Origin of the sequence: Bombiscardovia apis (assembly GCF_033095945.1) — a bacterium.
Classification (GTDB): domain Bacteria; phylum Actinomycetota; class Actinomycetes; order Actinomycetales; family Bifidobacteriaceae; genus Bombiscardovia; species Bombiscardovia apis.
In genome coordinates this window covers 203706-227790 of record NZ_AP026800.1, presented here as the reverse complement: position 1 = coordinate 227790, position 24085 = coordinate 203706, and the positions used below count along the sequence as shown (strand labels likewise).

The 24085-nt window shown below is 54.1% G+C and carries 15 protein-coding genes and 1 pseudogene; 9 read left to right on the top strand and 7 right to left on the bottom strand.

What is annotated here, in order from left to right; all coding sequences use genetic code 11:
* Window positions 1–112: 112 nt before the first annotated feature.
* The 3 genes from R8377_RS00785 to R8377_RS00775 all read right to left on the bottom strand — a co-directional run bounded on the left by R8377_RS00785 (window position 113) and on the right by R8377_RS00775 (window position 7551).
* Window positions 113–568 carry a hypothetical protein gene (locus R8377_RS00785; RefSeq protein WP_317643066.1) on the bottom strand — a complete coding sequence of 152 codons (456 nt, stop codon included), beginning with the start codon at window positions 566–568 and terminating at the stop codon, window positions 113–115.
* 185 nt (window positions 569–753) lie between these two features.
* Window positions 754–6471 (bottom strand): LPXTG cell wall anchor domain-containing protein, encoded by a 5718-nt coding sequence (locus R8377_RS00780; RefSeq protein WP_317643065.1) that lies wholly within the window; start codon window positions 6469–6471, stop codon window positions 754–756.
* A gap of 117 nt (window positions 6472–6588) precedes the next feature.
* Window positions 6589–7551, bottom strand: coding sequence for a hypothetical protein (locus R8377_RS00775; RefSeq protein ID WP_317643064.1), 963 nt, complete (start codon window positions 7549–7551; stop codon window positions 6589–6591).
* A 309-nt stretch (window positions 7552–7860) separates the two neighbouring features.
* On the opposite strand from R8377_RS00775, the gene R8377_RS00770 reads away from it, so the two are divergent.
* The 4 genes from R8377_RS00770 to R8377_RS00755 all read left to right on the top strand — a co-directional run bounded on the left by R8377_RS00770 (window position 7861) and on the right by R8377_RS00755 (window position 10983).
* Window positions 7861–8352, top strand: coding sequence for an inorganic diphosphatase (locus R8377_RS00770; protein ID WP_317643063.1), 492 nt, complete (start codon window positions 7861–7863; stop codon window positions 8350–8352).
* A 214-nt stretch (window positions 8353–8566) separates the two neighbouring features.
* Window positions 8567–9790, top strand: a complete 1224-nt coding sequence (locus tag R8377_RS00765) for an ArgE/DapE family deacylase (RefSeq protein ID WP_317643062.1) — start codon at window positions 8567–8569, stop codon at window positions 9788–9790.
* A gap of 97 nt (window positions 9791–9887) precedes the next feature.
* Window positions 9888–10334, top strand: coding sequence for a DUF3290 domain-containing protein (locus R8377_RS00760; RefSeq protein WP_317643061.1), 447 nt, complete (start codon window positions 9888–9890; stop codon window positions 10332–10334).
* Between the two features lie 4 nt (window positions 10335–10338).
* On the top strand, window positions 10339–10983 hold the full coding sequence (locus R8377_RS00755) for a DUF421 domain-containing protein (RefSeq protein WP_317643060.1): 645 nt from the start codon (window positions 10339–10341) through the stop codon (window positions 10981–10983).
* A gap of 56 nt (window positions 10984–11039) precedes the next feature.
* On the opposite strand, the gene R8377_RS00750 is transcribed toward R8377_RS00755, so the two are convergent.
* A complete protein-coding gene (locus R8377_RS00750; RefSeq protein WP_317643058.1) occupies window positions 11040–11855 on the bottom strand; it encodes a hypothetical protein in 816 nt (271 codons plus the stop codon).
* Between the two features lie 216 nt (window positions 11856–12071).
* On the opposite strand from R8377_RS00750, the gene R8377_RS00745 reads away from it, so the two are divergent.
* The 4 genes and pseudogenes from R8377_RS00745 (at window position 12072) to valS (ending at window position 18175) form a co-directional block, all read left to right on the top strand.
* Window positions 12072–12959 carry a winged helix-turn-helix transcriptional regulator gene (locus R8377_RS00745; protein WP_425605002.1) on the top strand — a complete coding sequence of 296 codons (888 nt, stop codon included), beginning with the start codon at window positions 12072–12074 and terminating at the stop codon, window positions 12957–12959.
* Window positions 12946–13608, top strand: a pseudogene (gene nth, locus R8377_RS00740) (endonuclease III); the annotation flags it as partial. The gene R8377_RS00745 and the pseudogene nth, both read left to right, overlap by 14 nt.
* A 180-nt stretch (window positions 13609–13788) precedes the next feature.
* Window positions 13789–15318: an ABC transporter substrate-binding protein gene (locus R8377_RS00735; RefSeq protein ID WP_317643057.1), complete on the top strand. Its 1530-nt coding sequence runs from the start codon at window positions 13789–13791 to the stop codon at window positions 15316–15318.
* A 94-nt stretch (window positions 15319–15412) separates the two neighbouring features.
* Entirely contained in the window at window positions 15413–18175 is a 2763-nt protein-coding gene (gene valS, locus R8377_RS00730) for a valine--tRNA ligase (RefSeq protein ID WP_317643056.1), read from the top strand.
* A 90-nt stretch (window positions 18176–18265) separates the two neighbouring features.
* On the opposite strand, the gene R8377_RS00725 is transcribed toward valS, so the two are convergent.
* Window positions 18266–18634, bottom strand: a complete 369-nt coding sequence (locus R8377_RS00725) for a chorismate mutase (RefSeq protein WP_317643055.1) — start codon at window positions 18632–18634, stop codon at window positions 18266–18268.
* Between the two features lie 186 nt (window positions 18635–18820).
* Between R8377_RS00725 and R8377_RS00720 the strand changes: the two genes are divergently transcribed.
* Entirely contained in the window at window positions 18821–20014 is a 1194-nt protein-coding gene (locus R8377_RS00720; protein WP_317643054.1) for an aldo/keto reductase, read from the top strand.
* A gap of 121 nt (window positions 20015–20135) precedes the next feature.
* Here the strand turns inward: R8377_RS00720 and rho are convergent, their stop codons facing one another.
* Window positions 20136–22058: a transcription termination factor Rho gene (gene rho, locus R8377_RS00715; protein ID WP_425605029.1), complete on the bottom strand. Its 1923-nt coding sequence runs from the start codon at window positions 22056–22058 to the stop codon at window positions 20136–20138.
* Window positions 22059–22375: 317 nt separating this feature from the next.
* Window positions 22376–23971, bottom strand: a complete 1596-nt coding sequence (locus R8377_RS00710; RefSeq protein ID WP_317643052.1) for an NAD(P)/FAD-dependent oxidoreductase — start codon at window positions 23969–23971, stop codon at window positions 22376–22378.
* Window positions 23972–24085: the final 114 nt, after the last annotated feature.

The window sequence follows — 24085 nt, the reverse complement described above, 5'->3', positions numbered from 1 at the left end:
TTACATCGATTTGCAAGCGCTGCCCATTACCCCCTCCCATTAACGACTGTTGCTGTTGATATGAAAAAATCATACAGTCTCTATATCTGTCTGCCCCTTGTAAGATTTAGCCTTATTCCACGGCATAAACTACCCGGTCAGATAGAGGTGCCTTGAGCTGCACGAGTAAAGTACTATGAAGAGCCGGAAGCGTGCACGCACGTGGGGCTTTGGGCAGGGTACCACTCAAGAGACGGATACGCACCTCCTTCGGAGTCTCCTCAACTGTGGCGCGGAAGCCATAGCAACGACTGTCTCCGTTCCCGACGAATGGAATACGCAGCGTTGTGGGAGACACTACTTCGTAGGTCTGCCAAGACAGGCTGTGCTCATCCTTCATGTTGGCAGTCTGCTCAGTATCGGGGCCTCGCTGATTAGCGCCAGTTTCAGGACTCGCAATTGCAGAAGCAGTTGGCGACGGCAGCGGAGCTGAAGAGCCAGCACATGCTGACAATGTCAACAAGAGAACAGCCAGCAAAGCAATAACGCTCAGCAATCGCAAGCACTGATTGTATTGAAACCCCCGCATAAGCCCCTCCATCTAACAACTCTAATGCGTCTCGCTTACCCTACTTTTGCGATTGTCTTGAATATATTCCAGCCACAATGCCGCTTAACTATTAGTATTCAGTTTAACCGACCACTAACTGAGTTTGCAATTACTGATAGAACGGTGTTGGCACGTAAGTGAGTGCCAACACCTCAGATTGGGGCCTACTGAGAGGCATGTTGAGCGCTAGGCCTGGAATGAAAACGACTTCTGATACTGGGTAGGAGCGGAATGCTGGCTCCTAGGGCTGAGAGGCCGAGCAGGCACACGATCATCACGTTTGCACCGGTGAAGGGCAGGGGGTCTGGCTGCGCTGGTGGGCGCTTACCGTTCCAATCGTCTGGCCGCGATACCACTTCCTCGCCTTTGCATTCGCCCGCCTGCTGCACTCCGGGTAAGTCATCCCAAGGGTCGTCATCTACCACTGGGCAGTCCACTACTGGCTTGCCCGAAGCACCAGCCCTATTGGTATGGCTATCGCCCTCGGCTACTCCGTTGAGCTCGCCGGTAACGTCAACATGCTCGCCGGGTTTGAGCACCAGCTGGCTGAAATCCTGAGGGTATTGCAGATACTCAACCTGCCCGGAGCCAGCTACCGTCGTGTCTTGCAACTGCAAGCCGGTCACGGGCACATCTCCAGTATTCGTAATGCGAAATACAATAGGGGTTCCATCGATAGCGTTCTCAAGCGCTTCAGCAGGGTCATTACGGTCTCCCTGTATAGGCCCGCTGGCTTGGTCGAACTTCTCGATAGTGATAGCAGCTGCGAGCTCCGGAGTCTTGGTTTCCACCTCATTCGAAGGCCGCTGCACACCGTTTACGGTCTCCAAGAACCAGTTCTTTACCATTTGAGCGCTCTTGTAGCGAGTGCATTGCACGTAAGCAGACCAGGCTTGCTCTCCCGTATCTCGTGAAACCAGATCCAAGTAGAGCGCAGTTGCCGCTATCATCAGCTCACCGTTTTTGTTTGCATAAGTAAACAATTGGCCACCAAAAGCGCTTGAGTCGAAGCCTTTGCCTCCTATGCGCTCGCCTCGCTTAGCTAGGAGTTTGCCGTCGGATGTGTGCATATCGCGATTCGCATAGACCGCCCACTGCTCGGTCGGCTTGTCGTGTTCGGCATCATATTTGTCAGCAATGCTCCAATCTGTGATTTTTGGATAAGCTCTGTTGGCTGGCAGCACCGACGAATTCAGGCGGTAGAGGAACTGACTATGCAGGTAAATGGTCTGATGGTTTACGCTCTCTCCTCCAACGTTTACTATCACATCTTTGCTGGGATTGATGGGTTTAAGGGGGTTAGCTACTGTGTTCGTTACACTCTCCCGGCTGTTGGTGATCTGCTTGGCCGTGTTCTTGACCGTATATCCATCCTTCACTCGTATCACTGTGACCGGCAGCACCAGCTGGTATTTCTTACCCAGCAGGCTTTGGTCAATGGCCGGGTCTTTCAAGGGGTCGAGCTGCTGGGTGCTGTAAGCCTGCAAGTCTGCGGGCTGTGGGTCACCTTTGATGGTCTCGCCGGTGGCGGGTATCTCGGTGTCTACGGTCTTGAAGAAGGCATATACGATACCGTCTTTGACTTGAATATTGAGCTTGGAGGTCACATCAGCGCCGGCGGGGTCAAGCACTTGTATGGCTTGCTCGTCGAGCTTGAGGTAGGCCTCGTCGTAGTCGTCGATAGCACCCAAGCGTTGCACCTTATAAGCACTGTCAGTAAGGTCGCTGGCGTCGATACTAATCCGGTAGTACAGGCGGTCTCCCAGCAGAGCGGTCTTGCCATCAATGTTGATAGAGGGATCCTTTTGGGTATCCTCCTTAATCGGATCAATCTTCGGCGGCCGATTCTTCACCTTGTTTGAAGGCGTGACCGAATTGTTAATAGTCAGCCATGCCTGGTTGTCGATAGTGTGATCGGCTGGGGCATCATCTTTGACCTTTGCTTCAAAACGAAGCAGAATGCGCGGATGCGAACCCTTAGGCCAGTTTGCCTGCACCCAAGTGTCGGCGAAGGTGGCAGTGAAGCTGTGCTGAGCATCATCCCATGCACCTGTCCACTGAGCCCGCGGGATTACTTGGCCGGTGTTGAGGTCAGTGATTTCTAGGGTCTGCTTATCAGGCACAGTCTGCACATCGTACGTATCCGAAACCGCAACCTTCGTTACCTCGTAAGCATCGTTAGTAGGAATGAGCGGGTCAACGCGTACCGTGTACTCGACCTTTTGGCCGGGCATAACGGTTTTGCCATCGATACTCTCTTGGCTGCCACCCTGACTCGACTCACCAATAACATCCTTATGAATGGACGGCACGGTGACGCAAATGCCAGGCTGGTTCGTGTCCACAGGCGCGTGGCCTGCCTGCTGCTTGCCCTTGTTGGTTAGGCCCGACCCGTTGGGGTTCTTGCAAGTGTCGAGCTGGTCGCCGGGCTGCTTGCCGTAGTCCTTACGGATACCTGCTGGGTCAAACTTTACTTGGAAGGGAATTAGCATACTAATCTGGCGTGCTGAGCTCATACCTTGCAAGCTAGCCACATAAGCAGGCTTGGGAGTAGCAGTCGCGACCGTACCGTTCACCGTAATCGTGAAATCGTTGGTCACATCCCGGCCGGCAGCGTCGATAGCATCGATAGTGGAGTGTTCAGCCGTGGTTGCATCCTTGTCGTAGATGCGAATATGGCTCACAACCTCAGCCTGCACAATCTTGGCTGTCTGCTTCCAATCATCAGAGAGCACTATGTTCGGCACCCTCGCTAAGTTAGCTGGCATAGTAGCGTTGACTACTGCTGCCACGCGGTCGCCTTGACGGAAGGCCTGATTATCAGCGCCAGTCTGGTTGCTCTTAGACGGGTCGATGACTAGCTTGTAATCCTCAGAATCGCTCATTGGATCGCCGTTTTCTAACCCTACCCAGCTCTTGTCAGGGTTGGGGGTCCACACAAACACCGGCGGCTCGTTAGTAGGCACCTTCTTCTTATTCCACTGCTCATAACCCTTATTGGTCAGCTGCACGAGCTTACCGTTTGTGCGAGTAGCGTCCTTGAAAGTGCCACCGATATAGAGCTTTACCATCTTATCAGTGGGCAAGTTCTCGGTACCAGATAAAACTGCTGGCTTAGCGGTAGCAATAGTGGTTGTACCCTGCACCTTAATAGTGAAATCACCGGTACGGTCAACACCATCAATGAACACGCGTGTCTTAGAAACGTTGCTAAAGTCCACATAAGGGGCTGCTGGCGTCCAATCATCAGCAATCACATACGAGTCCAAATCCTTAGCCAAGCCCTTAGGCAGCTTGCCATTGACCACACCACCGACTTCATCACCGGTCAAGAACACTTTCGTATCCTCGCCAACAGTATTGGTGTGATTAGGATCAGCAGCGCTTAAAGCACCGGCCCGCTCTAATACCCACACCTTGTCAGGCTTGGGAGAGCGCACAAACACAGGCGGATCATTGGTAGGCACACTCTTGTCACCCCAAGTTTCCGAGCCTGAATTAGTGAAAGTCACCCCGTCTGGCACATCAGCGTCTTTCACTGTGCCCGAGATAATGAGCTTGACTACCTTATCGGCTTGCAGATTCTCAGTGGCACCCAAGATGGCAGGCTTAGCAGTAGCGATAGTTTTGGTACCAGACACCGCGATACTGAAATCACCGGTACGGTCAACACCGTCCACATACACCTTTGCCTTGGAAGCATCGGAGAAATCGACGTATTGCGCGGCTGCTGACCAGTCGTCACTAATGGCGTAGTTTGATAGGTTCGCGGCCAATCCTTGCGGCAAGCGGCCGTTCACTACTGAGGAGATAGCGTCTCCGGGCACGAATACGCGATTATCTTTGCCCTTAGCGCTAGTTTTACCCTCGTCTTGAGCTGCTAGACCACCGGCATTATCCAAGACCCACACCTTATTAGGATCAGGTGTACGCACAAACACAGGCGGATCGTTGGTAGGAACCGTTTCATCGCCCCAAGTTTCCGAACCCGAATTCGTCAAACGCTGCCCTGCCGGAGCACTCACATCCTTGACCTTGCCCGAGATAACCAGCTTGACAATCTTGTCTGCGCTCAAATGAGCAGTACCGGCAAGCATGCTGGGCTTAGCCTTAGCGATAGTTTTCGTGCCAGCAATCGTAATCGTGAAGTCACTGGTACGGTTGACACCGTCAACGTATACCTTGACCTTGGAGCGGTCAGAGAAGTCCACGTACTGGGCCGCATTGGTCCAATCGTCGGTGAGGGTGTACGCGGCCATATCACCGGTTAAACCGGCTGGAATACGACCGTTGACCACAGCAGTAATAGGACTACCGGGAATGAAGGTCTTGTTGTCTTTGCCAGCATTATTCGTGTGCCCGGGGTCAGCTACTACTAGGGCACCGGCCTCGTCGACCGTCCACACCTTATCCGGTGCCGGCGGCACCTTCGTAATCTCCCTATGATCTCCAGCTAAACAGTTGACGTTGTCGCCAGACCAGCAAGACTTAGAATCATCTTTAACCACATCCCTGCGGCCCGTAGCCTTCGGATACGTAGGCACATGCAACGTCAACTCACGAGGCTGACCATCAGCCGGGTGGGCCTTAACAATCACCTGCCCTGCTTGTGAACGGTCGATACTAATCTGCGCCACCTGCGGGCCGCCAGCAGCATCAGTAACCTTCACCTTGGAAACATCATCGCGGTCGGCAGCACCGATGAACACATCGGGGTCGGTAATGACCTCATACATCCAGAAATTATTAGACCCAGCCGTCTGAGCGCTAATGCGAGCCACGTACGGCACACCATTGACCACAATCGCGTTCGGGTTCGTGATCGGGCTAGCGTTATCCGCATTCCACAAGGTCTTACGCGGTGCTGGCGGATGCGGCAACCAAGACTCACCCGGCGCATTCTCATCCAAAGAAACCGCAGCATCCATCTGACCCTGCTTCGGCACATCCAACCTATAACCAAACTTGCCAGCCGGCCACACCTGCCAACCAAAATCAGCCGGCGTAAACGAGGGGCCAGCACTGACACCATCATTATGAATACGGGCTGGTTTACTCACTGAACGGGCAGGAGCACCATTATATCCAGCCCACACCAACGTACTCGTACCATTCACATCCTCGCGAATAGCAGTACTAGCATGCGCAATAATCTTATCCGACACCGCCTGCGTACCACCAGCAGTCGGGAAACCCCCCTGCTGCTCAGTCTCCACCGTCAAATGATACTCAGGCTTCGGCGGCTGATACTCGTTATAAGCCATACAAATATTACTCGGCTGACCAGCAACCGCCTGAATCTGATTACGCATCGAATCATGACCAGCGTTAAGCTCACCGGCACTCCAGCCTTTGAGACTGGATGCTGGGTTCATGCCAGCCCAGTTGGCTTCAAAACGGTTCGTAAAGTCAGTTTTGTTATCGCCCCAGGTCACTATCTGGCCTGGAATGGTGCTATCAGATAAAGTGGCTGCAATGCCAACAACACGAGCTTTAGTAGCCGGACCATTAGATTTGTCAGCAATAGCGTTACTGACCGCAGCGCGGCAAGAACGTACGATTGCATCCCTGGAGGCAGGTGAGAAAGGCTTACCAAAACCAGCTTCAATCTGGGAAATCGAATAGTTAATTGAGCCGTCGCCCCACCCTTGTTCAGGCGTCCACGTGGCGGGATCATTCATGATTGTTGTGTTGTCATTAAGATATAGCAAATCGCCTGTGGGTCCAGGTCCACCACCGCCGCCAATGACACCGCCGCCGCCGGTACCGATACCCGCGAAAGCAGCTCCGGCCGGCAGCATAACCGCCAGAGACACTACTGCTGCGACACCACCAGCCCATGCTTTAGCATGCGCTAAGCGCCCTAATTTTCCCTTCACCATAGGTAACTCCTGTTATGGTTATAGGAGAGAGGATTATCCCCTCTCCAAGTTAAGTAACGGCATCTCTCCGCCGGTCCGCCAAGACTTAAAGGCGGAGAGACACCGCATACAATCTAATCAGCAATTCCCAGTAGGATTGCCAAACATTCCAATCGCGCAGCCGCCGGTGCCTTGCTGATGCTCAGTACCAATCCGGTAGTGCTTATCACCAGACCCGCCGGCTGCTGGAGCTGGGGCTTGTGGGGCTGGTTGGCTGGCTTGTGGGGCAGGCTGAGCGGGCTGGTAAGCCGGCTGATACGACTGACCACGCTGCACCGGCACCTGAGCCACCTGCGCTGCCTGAGCAGCAGCCGCAGCAGCCGCCTGAGCATCAGCATCAGCCTTAGCCTGCACATTCGCATTCACCGCATCAATAGCACCCTGCAAGTTAGCCTGAACCTTGACATAATCACCAGGCTGAGCACTATCAACCTTGCCCGCATCAGCTATAGCCTGCTGCAAACTCTCACGACTAGCATTATCTGCTACCTTGCCCTCAGAATCCGCAAGCAACTTCGACCCCTCATCCTGCTTACCGCGCAAACCCTGCTTGGCATCAGCCAGCGCTTTAGCATCCCGCGAGCGTGCCAGCGCATCAGCCGCCCGACTCAAGAGCCCGGCCTGCTTATCCATTGCCTCCTGCGATTGCCGATACTTCTTCGCCCCCGAACGCAAGCTATCTGCCGAATCACTAGCGGCGCACTCCTGCTTCGGCAAAGCTGCCAACTCTCGACCAGCCTTGCGCAGTTGCTCCACAGTTGCCGGATCTGTAACCTGCTCCTCGCCCACTTCACCCAGCTTGGCAGCCTCTTTTTGAGCCTTGCTCAAGCTCTGCGAAGCGGCACGAGCATCCTTTTGGGATTGAATGCAGTCAGCAAAAGCCGTATTTTTCCGCTCATGTGCCCACCACGCTCCACCCCCAACCGCGATGAGAATCAGCAAGACGAGCACGCTGACCACTAATGCGATTCGTCGTCGTTTGTACGAGCGCGGCAAGCTCTGCTGATTCTGGTTTGCCTCGGGCATGTTGTCTTCCATCATTGGTGTCCTCGGTTTGCGCCTTCGCTTTGTGCGACATGCTGTCCTCCTCTATCAAAACACACCACCCGGCTTTTTTATGAATCACTTTGTGTGGTATGTCGATAAGTCTTGCAGCTCGAAGGCACTTTCACCGCATTCCCTGAGCAATGTGGTCGAATGTGCCCTATTACGAGCCAATGTGGATAACTTCCGCGTAGTATTCGTTCCCAACTGCGAGCGCGAGCAGCATTGGGCAAGTGCTTGGGGTACAGTATTGCTTAAAAGTTGCCTAGCGTAAGCACTGAGCATCCAACGATGAAGGAGAAGACGATGGCAGAAACATTCGACGTACTGGTGGAGATTCCTCGCGGCTCCCGCAACAAGTACGAGGTGGACCACGAAACCGGCCGCATTATGCTCGACCGCACGCTCTTCACTTCGATGGGCTACCCCGATGATTACGGCTACATCGAGAACACCTTGGGCGAAGACGGCGATCCGCTCGACGCTCTGGTTATGCTGCCCAACTCCGTCTTCCCCGGCTGCGTAGTTGAGTGCCGCGCAGTAGGCCTGTATCACATGGTGGACGAGGCCGGCGGCGACGACAAAGTCTTGTGCGTACCTGCCGACGTGCGTTTCGACGACATCAAGGACATTGACGATGTCTCCGAATTCCACAAGGCTGAGATCAAGCACTTCTTCGAGCAGTACAAGGCCTTGGAACCCGGCAAGGAAGTTATGCCCGGCGATTACTGGACCAATGCCGAGGCCGCCGAGAAGGAAATCGTCGCAGCCCGCAAGCGTCTAGCCGACCAGCACTAAAGAGCCCAGCGCTCACTTCTATACGCCGACAGACCCGGTAAGCACAGACTTACTGGTGTTCTGCCGGCGTTTCTCCTATTTGAACCACCATTCGCGGGGACGAAAGCGTACCACATTGCGAGACGCATCACCCGTTTCCTGCAAAACGCTATAGAGTAGAGGAACCAACAATGCTTGGAGAAGGTACCTCGCTTGAGTCAAAAGGAGCTACACGATGACAGAACAAGAAAAGATGGACATCCTACGCAAGCTGGTTGCTTTTAAGTCCATAAACGGCCACGAACTGCCAGTAGCGCAATATATTAAGTCACTCTTTGACGCCGAGGGCATTGAATCTGAGATTCTTCCCTTCGACGATGACCGCGCGAATATGGTGGCCACTATCGGCTCCGGCGAGCCAGTTCTTGCTATTTCTGGGCACATGGATGTAGTTGATGTCAATATGAACAATTGGCACACCGACCCCTTCGTACTCACGGAGGCAGAAGATGGCGACACCTACTACGGGCGCGGTTCTACCGATATGAAGAGCGGCTTGGCGGCCATGATTATCTCCATGATTGAGCTCAAGCGTGAGAACACTCCTCTTAAAGGCACGCTCAAATTCCTCGTGACCGCAGGAGAAGAGGTAGGCCAGCCGGGCGCCGAGCGCTTGACCAGCGAGGGCTACATGAAGGGCGTGGATGCGCTCATTATTGGCGAGCCTTCCGGATATGCGGGCGTGTACGCCAACAAGGGCGAGCTCGATCTCAAGATTAAGGTCAAGGGCCGCGCTGCTCACAGCTCTATGCCTGCAATGGGCATTAACGCAGTCGAAGCCCTGCTTGAGGTCTTGGACCAGATTAAAGACGAGATGCACCAGAGAATGGATGGGGTAACGAACCCGGTCTTGGGCGGCACAGTCTTCAACATCGACACCATCCACGGCGGCAATCAGGTCAACGCTATTCCTGCCGATGCTGAGGCCGAAATTAATATTCGCATTATTCCTGAGCTCGACAACGAGACCATTCTCTCCATCGTGAACGGCGTAATTGACCGCTTTAACGCCTCCTCCAAGGCCCAAGTAAGCATGGATGTCGACATGGACATCATCCCCATTATTGGCGATAAGAATTGCCGTTTGGTCAAGCTCGCACAAGAGATTGCTCCGGACCACATGAGCCAGTTCCCACTCTCCGACAAGGAACTAGAGCAGGCCCGCGCTACCGCCAAAATGATGGGCTTTGAATACGTGCCCAATCAGCTGCCGGTCATCGGCGTCTCGGGCGGCACGGATGCTTCCAAGTTCCTCATCGACCAGCCCAACGGGTTCTCCTACCTCACTTTCGGGCCCGGTTCCAACACCCCTCACCAAGACAACGAGTGGGTTTCCAAGGCCATGTATCTGGACTTTATCAACATATACAAGGAGCTGATTAGCCAGTATTTGGCATAACTTTCTCAATAGTACGTGCGAGTGCGCTATAAGCGTAGGCACTGCCAACGATAGAATTATTGTACAGGTAGCAGGGCTCACGGAAGCAAGGAGCGCCATGACTTTTTACTCGTACAGCTATTTGAAGGGGGGCCAGACCAACTGGGGCATCATCAAAATTGCGGTGATTTCTCTCTTGGCTCTGGCCTTCTTGGTCTTCATTATTAAATACTCACGCAACAAGTGGGATCTCAAATATAAGGACCTCTCAATTATTTTGGGAACCCTACTCCTACTTGCAGTGGCCATCCAATACAGCGACTTCACCAACCTGCGCACGGCAAGTGTGCAGAGCGGCCAGCTGACAGTAGTTATTGAAAAATCAGCGAAAAAGCTCGACATTAAGCCCGAAAGCATCGCTATTAACGACACTTCGCGCAATAATGACATGCTGATTAAAACGCCAAAGGGCTACTATTCCCTCGTTTTTAATGGCTCAGGTTCAGAGTTTTTGCTGTCAAAAGTTGATTTATACGAGCCTGACGTAACCGTAGTAGGAGAGTAAAGCGATGGACATCAATTTCTACGTAGATGTGGCCGCCAAACTGGTTATAGGCCTGCTCTTTATTACTCTGCTCATTAATGTTACAGGCAAGGGCAACTTGGCTCCCACCTCAACAATGGACCAATTACAAAACTACGTACTTGGTGGCATTGTGGGCGGCGTGCTCTACAATTCCTCGATTACGATGGCCCAATATATTGTGATTCTACTCATTTGGTCCTCACTCATTCTCGTCACTCGCTATGCCAAGACCCACATTCACTTAGTGGGCAAATACATTGACGGCGAGCCGACCACCATCATCAAAGACGGCAAACTGCTGGTGCGTAACTGCCTAAAAGTGCATCTTACAGCTAAAGATGTGGACTTTAAGCTGCGCAGCGGTGGTGTGAGTGACGTGAACGACGTGCAGCGGGCGATTGTGGAGCAAAACGGCAGCTTTACCATCATTCAAAAAGGTGATAAAGATGTACGCTACCCGATTATTGTAGACGGGCGCACCAATCCAGATGTGCTCGAACTGATGGGGCGCGACGAGGATTGGCTGAATGCCAAGCTCAAGGAGCAGGGTATTAAAGATGTGAGCGATGTATTTATCGCCAAGTACCAGAATCAAAAGCTCAACGTCGTCACGTATTCGGGCCAATAAACAAATACCGCAAGAAGCCTGCCGGTTCCAACTTGGACGGCAGGCTTCTTTGATAATCAGAAGAGATTAAGCAAAACGCGCGAGCCCATCAACGCGAGGACTATCACCACTCCAGAAAGCATAATCGGAATAAGTGAAATGACCAGACAAGACTGAGCCACACGACCGCTTTTGCGCCCGCGCTCAGCCCACCAGCCCCAAGATGAGACGCACAAGCCCGCAATAAGCACAAGTCCAAGGGCTGCCATAGCCAGGAACCAGCGGCCTTGTGAGCTCCAAACGCCTTGGTCAAAACCCGAAGTGTAGTGGGCAACGAGCGCAGGCATGAAAATCCAACCCGAGACACTAATGCAGACCAAACCGCTGAAAATACTACGAGCCAACCCCCGAATTACCTGTGTGCGATGCAGGCGAAGCATCTGGTGGCCGAAGGTGAACACTACCAAAATAGCAAGCAAAACTGCCACTAAATTAATCCAACGACGGACGATGACCCACTGGTCGCCCAAACCCATGCGCCCGCTGACTACGGAAACCATATTCCAGTAGCAGGCACCGATGAGCGAGGCGGCTCCTAATACGAAAGGGAAGAGGCTGTCGAATAAGCTCTCCGCGCCACCCCGGGCCAGTGAATACACCGAAAGGGAAATCACTACGATACCCAAACAGAGCAGATTCATCCAAGAGGTGTACTCCTCCGGTAGAGAGGGTGTGAATGCAAAAGCAGTAGGCACGATAAGTAGAGCCAGCACAATCAGCTGCATGAAGGCAATGGCAAGCGTCGAACGGCTGGAAGTTGAGCCTTCCACAGCCTCTTCATCGAGGGCAGTTTCGTGTGAATAACTGCCCTCACGCTCGTGTGCTTCACCCATGTTGGTCATTGTTTTACGCGCCTCCACAACGGTTTCCCCAGACAATCTCGGTCGTAGCCGGAATTGGCCCAACTAGTCCACAAGACAAATCTACCCTGTTACCATGCCTTATCCCAAGTAATGGTCAGGAATCTCACTTTTCGCACCCCCGACTGTACAATACAACCACACCCTTAAAACAGCTGTTCGCGGTAACGGCAGAAGGAGGGAGCAGCATTGACGGATTTAACCTTGATGACTTTGGCCAAGGATCCGGCTACAGTGCTGCCTGCCCTGGCCCTGCTCTCGCACCGGGTACGGGTCTTACCCCTTGACGCTGCTTCCTTAGTAAAAATGCCGGAAGATACAATTCTCTTTGTGGACGCTTGCGATGATTTGGCTGGCGCTAAAACTATTTGTAATCTGCTCAAGGCTTCTGGGCTCAACATCCCTGTAATTCTTATCTTGCGCGAAGGCGGGTTCACCGTAGTCAACCAAGATTGGGGATTAGCAGATTTAGTGGTGTCCACGGCCTCACCGGCAGAAGTGGAAGCGCGACTGCGACTGGTTTGTGAACGCGGATACCAACCCGAGCTGCCCATGCCAATGGAACACGCCCCTGAGCAGAATGCGAATGGTCAGATACGCTCTGGAGACTTGATTGTGGACCCAACCGGTTACACGGCCCGACTGCGTGGTCAGCCTATCGACTTGGCGTATAAAGAGTTTGAACTGCTCAAATACTTGGTGCAGCACCCTAGCCGAGTGTTTACGCGCGCTCAGCTCTTGCAGGAAGTGTGGGGCTACGACTATTACGGCGGCACTCGCACCGTCGACGTGCATATTCGTCGGCTCAGGGCCAAGCTCGGTGGCGAATATGAGCATGTAATTGGCACTGTTCGCAATGTGGGCTATCGCTTCGACCCAGAAGAGGCTGCCAATGCTGAATATGCCCAAGTCCAAGATACGCCGAACCAGAGCGAGCATAATGAGCACGAGCGTAAAGCTGAGGATTCCCACGCTCGCCACTCTTCAAGCCAAGCTCAGGCACATACACAGACTAAGTCTCATTCCAAACGGCAGACCGGGCAAGGAAAGATAGCGAAGCCTCATGGCGAGCAATAGGCCCGAGGGCAAACGCACAAGGCTGGAGCGTATGCATAGCGAATATGCCATATTGTGCCAAGAATTTCCGCAAGCCGTGTGCGCTCTCAATTTTACGAACCCCTTCGAGCTGCTAGTGGCTACCGTGCTCAGCGCTCAAACTACTGATAAGCGGGTCAACTCGGTCACCCCAGAGCTGTTTTTGCACTTTTCCAGCCCTGAGCAAATGGCGATGGCCAACCCGCAGGATGTGGAAGATATTATCCATTCCGTCGGTTTTTATCACGCTAAAGCTGACCACATCATAGGCCTATCGAATATGCTAATCGATGACTACGCGGGGCAGGTGCCGACCAATATCGACGAACTCGTGAAGCTGCCTGGAGTGGGGAGAAAAACTGCAAATGTGGTCTTGGGTAACGCTTTCGACATACCCGGATTCCCAGTAGATACACATGTGACGCGAGTGACTGGACGACTGCGCTGGCGGGGCGACTGGCGCTCCACCCATCCAGATCCGGTCAAAATTGAGCATGAAATCTGCTCCTATTTCCCACCCAAGGATTGGACTGACCTCTCACACCGGCTCATCTACCACGGGCGAACCACCTGCCATTCGCGCAAACCCGACTGTGGACACTGCCCGCTGGCAGCAACCTGCCCCAGCGCCGAGCTCTTCCTTGGCGCACCCGTGGACCCAGACTCGGTGCCAGTCTACGAAAATGGCCAGCTAGTGAGACAGGAAACAGCGCCATCCAAAGCAAGCTAAGCCTGCCAGCCAACGTTCTCGAATGCAGGGTACTCCATGGTTCACACACCTCCGTGCACCCTGAGGGCTAGAATCAAGGCTATGAAGGAAACTCGCAAACGTCTCAAACCAAGTTTGGTCTTCGTTATTGCCTTGGTAGTGCTCAGTTTGATTGCGGCACTGATTTGGCCCGTAGTCAACCGCTGGCAGCACACCAAAGCAGAAGAGGCAGGCGGTACCGTTCGCATCGGTGCCCGCCAGGCTCCGGCCTCGCTTGACATTCGTACGGAAACCAGCAAGGCAGTCAGCCAAGCTCTGCTGGGCAACGTGTACCAGACAGTAGTGAGTTTAGACGAGCACGGCAAGGTAACTCCTGGCCTGGCCACCAGCTGGGAGCACTCTAGCGATGGCCTGACTTACACCTTCCAATTGCGCTCTGGAGAAACCTTTGAAGACGGTAGCCCGGTTGATTCCAGCGCCGTGCTCTGGTCCATGCAACAGGTGATTGAAAACAAATATCCTGGCTATGAGACCTTCGACAACTTGGCAAAAGTGACCAATCCTTCAGGCAGCGAATTGGTCATTGATTTGAAAAGCCCAGATTCGCGATTGCCTTATCAGTTGGCCACCCGATTAGGCATTGTCTATAATCGCGGGGCAAAAGTCGATTATTCTAGGCAGTCAGCGGGCTCCGGCCCCTATGTGGTGGACTCCTTTAAGCCCGGCGAAGAGCTCGTCTTAAGCAAAAGTAAGAGCTATCAAGGCCCCCACAAGGCCAAAAGCGCCAAGATTATCTTCTCCTATGCAGACCAGTCAAAAGACCAGGTCCAGCAGGTTGCCTCCGGTAAGCTAGACCTTGCCGTTGATTTAAGCGCCCAAGAAGCTGTCGCCGCCAAAGGTATTGGCTCGGGGTTCACTCTTTCGACTGGCTTGAGCGATGAAAATCTAGTCTTGGCCATCAACAATTCTCAGTCTGCCATCACCTCAGATGACCGCTTTAGGCAGGCCATCCGCTACGGAATCGACCGCCAGGCCATCGCCAACTCAGCCGAGGGCACTGCTAAGGCGCTCACCGGCCCTTTGAACGAGCTGAGCGTGGGATACGATGCCAACTATGCGCCCTTCCAATACGATGTGAACAAGGCCTCTTCTTTAGCCTCCTACTTCAATCCTTCCTTCTACGGCGGCCACTTGCGCTTAGTATACGAGGATTCGCTGGGGCAGGCCATTGGAGACGAAATTCGAGACCAGCTGGGCAAGGCTAACATTCCGGTCGAAGTAACCATGCTCAATCATGACGATTTCCAAGATCGGGTAGTCAACAAGCATGATTATGAGTTGACTCTACTTACTATGAGCAATGCGGATGTGGACCAGTTCGCCAATCCCAGCTCTACCATGCTCTTTGACGACCCGGAATGCCAGCAGCTCTTCCGCATGGTGACCGGAGCCAAGTCTGACGATGATTTCGCCGCCCAGCTCAAGCAGTATGCACAGACGATTTCCGAGAAGTGCGCCTCCGCTTGGCTGACACAGAAGACGCCAATCAACGCCTCCTCATCTAAGGTCAAAGGATTCGTCGACAATATGAGCGACTCCTACCTACCTGCTTGGAATCTTACGGCAAACTAGGAAGACAAGCCTTGTGTCACTTGAGCTGAGCCACATTCGACCACATTACCAGCTGAGCTTGCGCCTTGTCACTATTCGCCCATAAACTGGGTCTATGTCTAGCAATCAAGGAATTATTAAGGCCAACCTGACCCCGCTCCCCGACAAGGTGAGTGTGGACGGCTTGGAAGATAAGTGGAGCCAACTCTGGGATGAGTCCGGCACCTACCAATTCGGAGGCACCCGCGAGCGAAGATCAGTCTATTCGATTGATACACCGCCGCCCACCGTTTCCGGCCACCTCCACGTGGGTCACGTGTTCTCATACACGCATACCGATGTTATCGCCCGCTTTAAGCGTATGTGCGGCTTCGATGTGTTCTACCCTATGGGATGGGACGACAACGGACTGCCAACCGAGCGCCGCGTGCAAAACTACTATGGCGTGCGCGTCGACACTTCCCTCAAGTACGACCCCGATTTCAAGCCGCCGTTTGAGGGCACTGAGGGCAAGAAGATTCAGGCCAAAGATCAGGTGCCCATCTCCCGGCAGAACTTTATCGAACTGTGCGAGAAGCTCTCTGGTCAAGACGAGAAGCTCTTCGAAAAGCTCTGGCGCTCGCTGGGCCTTTCCGTGGACTGGTCGCAGACCTACAACACTATTGGCGAGCACCCTCGCCGGGTGGCGCAAAAGGCGTTCTTGCGCAATCTTGCCCGCGGTGAAGCTTACCAGAAGGAAGCGCCAGGGCTGTGGGATGTGACTTTCCAGACAGCAGTTGCTCAGGCCGAATTGGAAAGCCGCGAATACGACGGTTTTTATCACCGCATCGCCTTCCACTTTGCTGACGGCACCCCTCTCCACATTGAAACCACTCGCCCCGAACTCCTGCCTGCTTGTGGCGCTTTAATCGCTCATCCAGACGACGAGCGCTACCAGAAGTACTTTGGCCAGAAGGTCTACTCGCCCCTCTTCAAGGTGGAAGTGCCCATCTTGGCCCACCCTGCTGCCGAAAAAGACAAGGGTGCAGGCATTGCCATGTGCTGCACTTTTGGCGACATGACTGATGTGCAGTGGTGGCGCGACTTGAAACTGCCCACCCGCTCAATCATCCAACGCAACGGCCGTATTATCATGGCTACGCCTGACTGGATTGAAGACGAGCAGGGCCGCGAGCTCTTCGCCTCCATTGAAGGCAAGACTACCTTCAGCGCCCGCAAGATGGTTGTAGATGCCCTGCGTGAGTCTGGCGACTTAGATGGTGAGCCCAAGCCCACCAAGCGCATGACCAACTTCTACGAAAAGGGTGATAAGCCCTTGGAGATTGTGACTTCTCGCCAGTGGTATTTGAAGAACGGCGGCACTGACTCCGCGCTCAATGCCGAGCTACTTGAGCGTGGTAACGAGTTGCAGTTCCACCCAGACTTTATGCGCGTGCGCTACAAGAACTGGGTCGAGGGATTGAACGGCGACTGGTTGGTCTCCCGCCAGCGCTTCTTCGGCGTACCCTTCCCCCTGTGGTATCCGCTCAACGCTGATGGCGAGGCTGATTATGCCCACCCCATCACGCCCAGCGAAGATCAACTGCCCATCGACCCTTCAACCGATGTACCCCGAGGCTTTGACGAGACTCAGCGCGACCAGCCTAGCGGATTCATGGGCGAAAAAGACATCATGGATACTTGGGCCACTTCTTCGCTGACCCCGCAGATTGTGACCCACTGGGCTGAGCCGGGAGAAGAGAACGAGGCCCTCTTCAAAGCTACCTTCCCTATGGATTTGCGCCCGCAAGGCCAAGATATTATTCGTACCTGGCTTTTCTCTTCCGTAGACCGCGCTCACTTGGAAAACAACTGCCTGCCCTGGAAGCATGCGGCACTTTCCGGCTGGATTCTCGATCCTGACCACAAGAAGATGTCGAAGTCCAAAGGCAATGTGGTAGTTCCCGACCAGCCCATCGCTCAGTATGGGGCCGACGCGGTTCGGTATTGGGCCGCCTGCGCTCGTTTGGGCCTAGATGCGACTTACGACGAGGGGCAGATGAAGATTGGCCGTAGGCTAGCCATTAAGCTGCTGAACGCCACTAAGTTTGCGCTCTCCATTGGCCGCGAAGACGAGAACCACCATGTGGGGCAGGCAGCGCAGGCTGCTTGGGATCCGGCAGATGTGAGCGTGGCTCTTGACAAGGCTGTATTGGCTCGACTCGCTCAAGTCATTACTGAAGCCACGCAGGCCCTCCAAAACTATGAGCATTCCAAGGCTCTGGAGACCATTGAGTCCTTCTTCTGGAACTTCTGCGACGACTACATCGAGTTGGCTAAGAACCGTGCTTACGGCAAGGCCGACGAGCAGGGTTCGGCACCAGATGAAAAAGACGTGTTCTCCGCGCGCACTACCTTGGGACTAGCACTCGACGCGTTCGCCCGTCTCTTGGCACCCTTCCTGCCCTTCGCTACCGAAGAGGTATGGCAGTGGATGCACGAGGGCGAGGGCTCGGTCCACAAGGCCGCCTGGCCCCAGGCAGCAGCATATGAGCAGGCCGCTGGGGATGTTCCAGCAGACGTGCTCACTTGGGCCGGAGATGCATTGGCGGTATTGCGCAAGATTAAGTCTGAGGCCAAGGTCTCTATGAAGACCCCCATCCTCTCGGCTCAGCTTGCCGTGGCATCCGAGGGCTTAGCCGCAGTGCAGGCAACCCTGGGAGACATTGCCCAGGCTGGTATGGTCACTGGCTCTATCAAACTGGTAGAAGATGCCCAACTAGGCAAGGCCGCTAGCGCCGAGAATAGTGGCGAAGGCGAGAGTGAAGCTGCTAGTGGTGTGCGCGTGCAAGCCAGCGAATTAGGCGAGCCTCCTGCAAAGAAGCCGCGCAAGCAGTAACGCTCAGCGCGCAAGCAAGCGCAAGAAATAAAACGCAAAAGCCCCGCTTGGTAGCGATACCGGGCGGGGCTTTGTGTGGCCTATGAGCGCTCAGCCCTCAGAGTTTGCACGCTGAGCTGCCTGGGCGTGGCGCTCCTTGGCCAGTGAAGCCACGAAAGCGTGATATTGCTCAGCAATTGCTGGATCTAGGCCAGCCTCAAGTGACAACGTTCGCAGCTGCTCGCGCTGTTCCTGCTCACGGGCAGGGTCTGCCGGAGCGAATCCAGCCTGCGCTTTGAGCCCCCCAACTTGGTCGGTGGCAGCAAAACGCTGGGCAAGCAGCCGAATTATGGCCGCATCCACCTTATCGATAGTAATTCTCAATTGTCTGATAGCATTCGCTGCACTGGCAACTTCCCCATCGCCAAGGCCCATCTGCTCTCCTACTATGGTCTCACTCAGCTTCATATCGTCATGCATACAGCCTCCATTCGCTTTCTGTTCCTACTCTAGCTGGGCTAGCCCCCATGCGAACGCCTAGAAGCAAAGCTGAGAATTTCCTAGGAATTTAGTCAGGGAAAATTCAGGAAACTTATAGCTTGTACGCATAGATTTAAGAGGGGATTCATAATAACTTGAAGGGGAACTTCAGTGAAGCAGAGGAAATTGGGGAACCTAAACGTCTCCAAAGTCGGCATGAGCTGCATGGTCTTCTCTAGAGGACGAGAGCATGTGCCAGATGAGGCTGACTCGATTGCAGCCATTCGAGCCGGCTATGAGGCCGGGTGTACCTATTTTGACACCGCAGAAAGCTACGGCAAGGAAATCTTCCACATAGGCCACAACGAGGAGCTGCTTGGCCGGGCCTTAGGCACCCACCGCGAAGAGATCGTCATCGGCAGTAAGTTTCACATGAATTGGGCCGATGTTAAGCACAGCAAAACGCTATACGATGCCATTCGCGTCCGCTTAGACCGCACACTCAAACGACTGGGCACCGACTACCTCGACTTATATTATATGCACCGTCTCAACGTGGACGTGGCAGTCGAAGACATCGCTGGCGTGATGGGACAGTTTATAGAAGAAGGACTCATACGCGGATGGGGTATGTCTCAAGTAAGTGTCAATGCCATTCGCGATGCCCACAGTATTACGCCACTAACCGCAGTACAAGATGCCTACTCAATGGCTCAACGCCTGTGCGAAGATGAGCTCATCCCCTACTGCGCTCAGGAAAACATTGGGTTTGTGGCCTTCTCTCCCATCACTTCCTATTATCTAGACGACACCAAGCCCAAGGGCAGCAACTCTCCGAATCCGGCAGAGCGAGCTGCGGCCAAGCGCGCCATTCACCGCTGGACCATTAACCACCGGCTCATGCGCATTATCGAGCGGCTGGCCCGGGAGAATCAGGCCACCAATGCGCAGATTTCGCTAGCCTGGATGCTCAATAAATATCCGAATTTGGTCCCTATTCCTGGCTCCAAGCATCCTGAGCGCGTGTACGAAAACCTAGAGGCCGCTGACATTATCCTCTCTGAACCAGAGGTGGCTGAGCTTGACGACATGCTGGCCTATTGCGCTAGGCATGATCCGGAGGTTAACAAGCTGGTAGAAAAGCACAAGCCCAAGCCTTATAAACGCACCATGCCTAAAGCTGAGCCAGTGCAGCTGCATAAAGGGCCGAGTGCGCAAATGCTGGCCAGTCAGATACTCGGGCAGGGCTGCAAGCCCAAAGCTCCGGCTCAAACAGTTCCGGCAGCAGTAGCTCAAGCAGCTCAGGCAGCTCAGGCGAAACAAGAGCCGCAAGAGTTACAAACGGAGCAAACACAGCAGCCGAGCGACAAGCAAAAATAATCGCGGCAGCCAAGAGCGCAGGCAGTACCTGCGTACGCTCCCAGCTCGCCTGCACATACGCCTGAGGGCGGCGCCGTCATAATCAGCGGTGCCGCCCTCAGTAATACAGAACCAAGATTAGTTAGTTCTTTTGCCCCAACATGTTTTGATTGATGGCATTCAAAAAATCGCGATTGGTTGCGGTCTTCTTCAAACGCGGCACCAGAGTCTGGTAAGCCTGCTCGGATTCTAGTCCGCCCAGCAGGCGACGCAGGCGATACACCACAGCCAACTCGTCTGGAGAAGTGATGAGCTCCTCGCGGCGGGTGCCCGAAGCATTGACATCGATGGCGGGGAACATACGCTTGTCTGCCAATTCGCGAGACAGACGCAGCTCCATGTTGCCAGTGCCCTTGAACTCCTCGAAGATAACCTCGTCCATCTTGGAACCAGTCTCCACCAGAGCGGAAGAGATAATGGTCAAGGAGCCACCATTTTCAATGTTGCGAGCAGCGCCAAAGAACTTCTTGGGCGGGTAGAGCGCCTGAGCGTCGACACCGCCGGAAAGGATGCGACCCGAAGCAGGAGCGGCGATGTTGTAAGCACGAGCCAAGCGGGTCATCGAATCAAGCAAGACCACCACATCTTGGCCCAGCTCGACCAGGCGCTTAGCACGCTCAATAGCCAGCTCGGCGACCGTCGTGTGGTCAGTAGCAGGGCGGTCGAAGGTGGAGGAAATAACCTCACCCTGAACCGTGCGTTCCATATCAGTAACTTCCTCGGGGCGCTCGTCTACCAGCACCACCATCAGATGAACCTCAGGATTGTTCTTGGCAATAGCATTGGCGATGTTCTGCAGGGTAATTGTCTTACCCGCCTTAGGCGGCGAGACAATCAGTCCGCGCTGCCCCTTGCCGATGGGCGCTACAATGTCGATAATACGGCCAGTAATCTGGTTAGGCACAGTCTCCATGCGCATGCGCTCTTGCGGGTAAAGCGGGGTGAGCTTGTTGAAGTGGGCGCGGTCGTTCGCATCTTCCACGCTCATGCCGTTCACCGTCTCGATAGATTGCAAAGGCATAAACTTTTGGCGCTGATTGCGGCGATCGCTATCGTGAGGAGGCCGCGTGAAGCCCTGCACGGCATCTCCCTTACGCAGGTTATACTTCTTGACCTGACCCATTGAGACGTAAACATCGTTCGGGCCGGGCAAATAGCCCGAAGTACGAATGAAAGCGTAGGAGTCTAAGACATCGACGATACCTGCTACTGGCACTAATTCGTCGCTTGAGAAGTCTTCACGATTCTCATAGTCGCGGGCCGTACGACGGTTGTTGCGAGCATGATTGCGATCGTTGCGATCGAAACGCTCAGACCTATCGTTGCGCTCAGACCTATCGTTGCGTTCTGAACGTTCAGAACGGTCCGAACGGTCACGACGGTCATAGCTGCCGTGACGGTAGTCGCGCTCGTGGCTCTCCTCGCGGTTACGCTTACGAGTCGGAGGAGTATCCCGGGCCGGTAGTGCAGCCAGAATATCGTCCAAGTCACGCACTTTGCCGCCACCATTACTGCTGCTGGCATTGTTGTGTCCGCGGTCTGACCGATCCTCGCGCTCATCGCGGTTACGCAGGCGGGAATGAGAGTCATTGCTGCGGTGCCGACGGCGATTAATAGTCACCTGCTCTTCGTCAGCAACGGTGTGTGATTCTTTGCGCTCACGAGACTTTGCTTCTGCGCCGTCATTAATGCCCAACACATCAAACAAGTCCCCAACCTGGCCCTTACTAGCTTTCTCGCCAGCGGCTTCAGTATCAATCTTGGCATTCGACACCGATGTCGTCTGCGCTGCCCGCTCAGTAACAGGCTCTTCGTAAGTCCCCCCGCTCTCACTGGCGCTGCTGCTGGCATTATCCGTCTTGACCGGCTTCACGCTCACGCCTGCGGGCGCTTGACCACCAGAGCGAGCTGCCTCAATGGTCTCAATCAGAGCCGGTTTGCGCATACTAGAAGTACCGCGCAAACCTAACTGCTTAGCTAGCTCTTTGAGCTCAGGCAGCTTCATAGTATATATATCTTGGCTTGTTGCCACTGTAAAATGCCTTTCCTACCGCTATAGCACCGTACAAAACGAAATGCCTAGCTTCAAGAAGTTCGCGGATGAACCGCTCATGAATGTTCGATGCTATCCCAGCAATTCGAACTGCTTTAAGACTACAACGCCCCCTAGATTGACGCAACTGCGCCACGCGGGGAGTAACAACGCACAGGCGGTGCTTCACCTCAGTCGTTATGTACAATCATACAGTATTGAAAGTAAAAGTGTGCACATATACAAAGAGCGGCCCCCAAGTTGAACTTGAGGGCCGCTACATGTGAGCTTTACGCTTGCTTCTCTTCGTGGTAAGCCTTCTCGGTATTGACGTTCCACACGTTGTCTTTGTTGGTGCGGCCCGTCTCAATGTTCTTGACTGCTTCCATCGAAGTAGCCATTGAGTGGTCTTGGTTGTTGTAGTGGTGCTGACCGTTGCGGCCCACGCAATACAAGTTACCGAAGGAATCCAGCCAGTTAATCAGCTCTGGCATCTGCGCGTAAGTATCGAAGTAAGCCGGGTAGGCCTTCTTCACATGTTCACGATGAGAGTCCATCACGTCGCCGGGGCCACCAATTACACCCATGCGAGTCAGCTCCTTAATGGCGAAGCTAGTGGCCTCCTCATCCGACATGTTCCAGAAGTCGTCGCCCTCTTCGCAGAAGTACTCCAAACCAATCCAAACGGTGTCGTCAGGCTTCTCAACCATGTACGGGCTCCAGTTGTTGAAAATCTGGAAGCGGCCCATCTTGTATCCGGGATCCTGCACATAAATCCAGCAATCCGGCACGATGGGCGGGTTGCCCAAGGTAGGAATGTCGGTCGTGTTGCGAATCTTGAGATGCTTAATCAACAGGCCCACGGTCACGAAATCGCGGTAGGGCAGGCCGTTAGCAACCCGCACCATCTCCTTGGGAGCGCTGGTTTCGGAAGCAGCAATAGCGTTGACCAAATCCTTAACCGGCATCGAAGAGATGAAGTGGTCAGCCTTGAGCGTGACCCGCTCGCCCTGCTCGTTGACGTAGACCACACCGGAAATCTTGCCGTCTTCTTGCATGAGCTCAACCACGTTGGCATCGGTAATCACCTTGACACCGTGCTCAACGTTGCGCTGCTCAACCGTCTCCCAGAGCTGCCCTGGACCCAGCTTGGGGTACCAGAACTCTTCAATCAGGGAGGTTTCGATGTCGTGAGCGTCGCGCTTCTTGGGCATCATCTTTTGGAAGGCGTTCTTCAAAACGGCAATAATGCTCAGGCCTTTAACACGCTGAGCGCCCCAGTCTGCGGAAATCTCGCGCGGGTGACGACCCCAAAGCTTCTCGGTGTAGCCCTCGAAGAACATGGAGTAGAGCTTGCGACCAAAACGGTTGATGTAGAAGTTCTCCAAGTTGTCTTCAGGCAGTTTATGGAAGATGGAAGCGAGGTAACTAAAGCCGGCCTCCATAGTCATCTTGAATCCCAAAGCCTTGAACAGCCCAGGAGACAACGAAATTGGATAATCCAAGAAATGACGGTTCCAATAAATGCGCGAGACGCGGTGACGCTTAAGCATAACGCGATCCGTCTGCTCAGGGTCTGGACCGCCTGGCTCTAAGTCGTGGTGGCGACCAAGCTTCTTGTCGTCGTATGAAGGGGCACCTTGCAGGGGCAGCACTTCCTTCCACCAGTCCATAATGCGATCGTCTTTGGAGAAGAAGCGGTGACCGCCAATGTCCATGCGATTGCCGTTGTGGCGCACGGTGCGAGAAATACCGCCAAATATCTTGGTGGCCTCAAGCACGGTTACGTCATAGCGCTGGTCGCCGCCATCTTTGACGAGCTCCCACGCTGCTGTGAGCCCGGCGGGACCGCCTCCGATGACTACAACCGACTGCTTTTGCACCATATTAACCTCCTGAAAGTACATGGTGTGCGTACACTCTACCGGCAATACACACCCGCGGTGATAATACTGCTTAACTCGCGGTGAATGAAGTCTGTACAGATAGAGAACGTTCTA

Coding starts and splice junctions, on each gene's coding strand:
- R8377_RS00780 (WP_317643065.1), bottom strand. CDS start 6,471: ATGGTGAAGGGAAAATTAGGGCGCTTAGCGCATGCTAAAGCATGGGCT.
- rho (WP_425605029.1), bottom strand. CDS start 22,058: ATGAAGCTGCCTGAGCTCAAAGAGCTAGCTAAGCAGTTAGGTTTGCGC.
- R8377_RS00765 (WP_317643062.1), top strand. CDS start 8,567: ATGACAGAACAAGAAAAGATGGACATCCTACGCAAGCTGGTTGCTTTT.
- R8377_RS00735 (WP_317643057.1), top strand. CDS start 13,789: ATGAAGGAAACTCGCAAACGTCTCAAACCAAGTTTGGTCTTCGTTATT.
- R8377_RS00775 (WP_317643064.1), bottom strand. CDS start 7,551: ATGATGGAAGACAACATGCCCGAGGCAAACCAGAATCAGCAGAGCTTG.
- R8377_RS00770 (WP_317643063.1), top strand. CDS start 7,861: ATGGCAGAAACATTCGACGTACTGGTGGAGATTCCTCGCGGCTCCCGC.
- R8377_RS00760 (WP_317643061.1), top strand. CDS start 9,888: ATGACTTTTTACTCGTACAGCTATTTGAAGGGGGGCCAGACCAACTGG.
- R8377_RS00785 (WP_317643066.1), bottom strand. CDS start 568: ATGCGGGGGTTTCAATACAATCAGTGCTTGCGATTGCTGAGCGTTATT.
- R8377_RS00750 (WP_317643058.1), bottom strand. CDS start 11,855: ATGGGTGAAGCACACGAGCGTGAGGGCAGTTATTCACACGAAACTGCC.
- R8377_RS00755 (WP_317643060.1), top strand. CDS start 10,339: ATGGACATCAATTTCTACGTAGATGTGGCCGCCAAACTGGTTATAGGC.
- R8377_RS00710 (WP_317643052.1), bottom strand. CDS start 23,971: ATGGTGCAAAAGCAGTCGGTTGTAGTCATCGGAGGCGGTCCCGCCGGG.
- R8377_RS00725 (WP_317643055.1), bottom strand. CDS start 18,634: ATGCATGACGATATGAAGCTGAGTGAGACCATAGTAGGAGAGCAGATG.
- valS (WP_317643056.1), top strand. CDS start 15,413: ATGTCTAGCAATCAAGGAATTATTAAGGCCAACCTGACCCCGCTCCCC.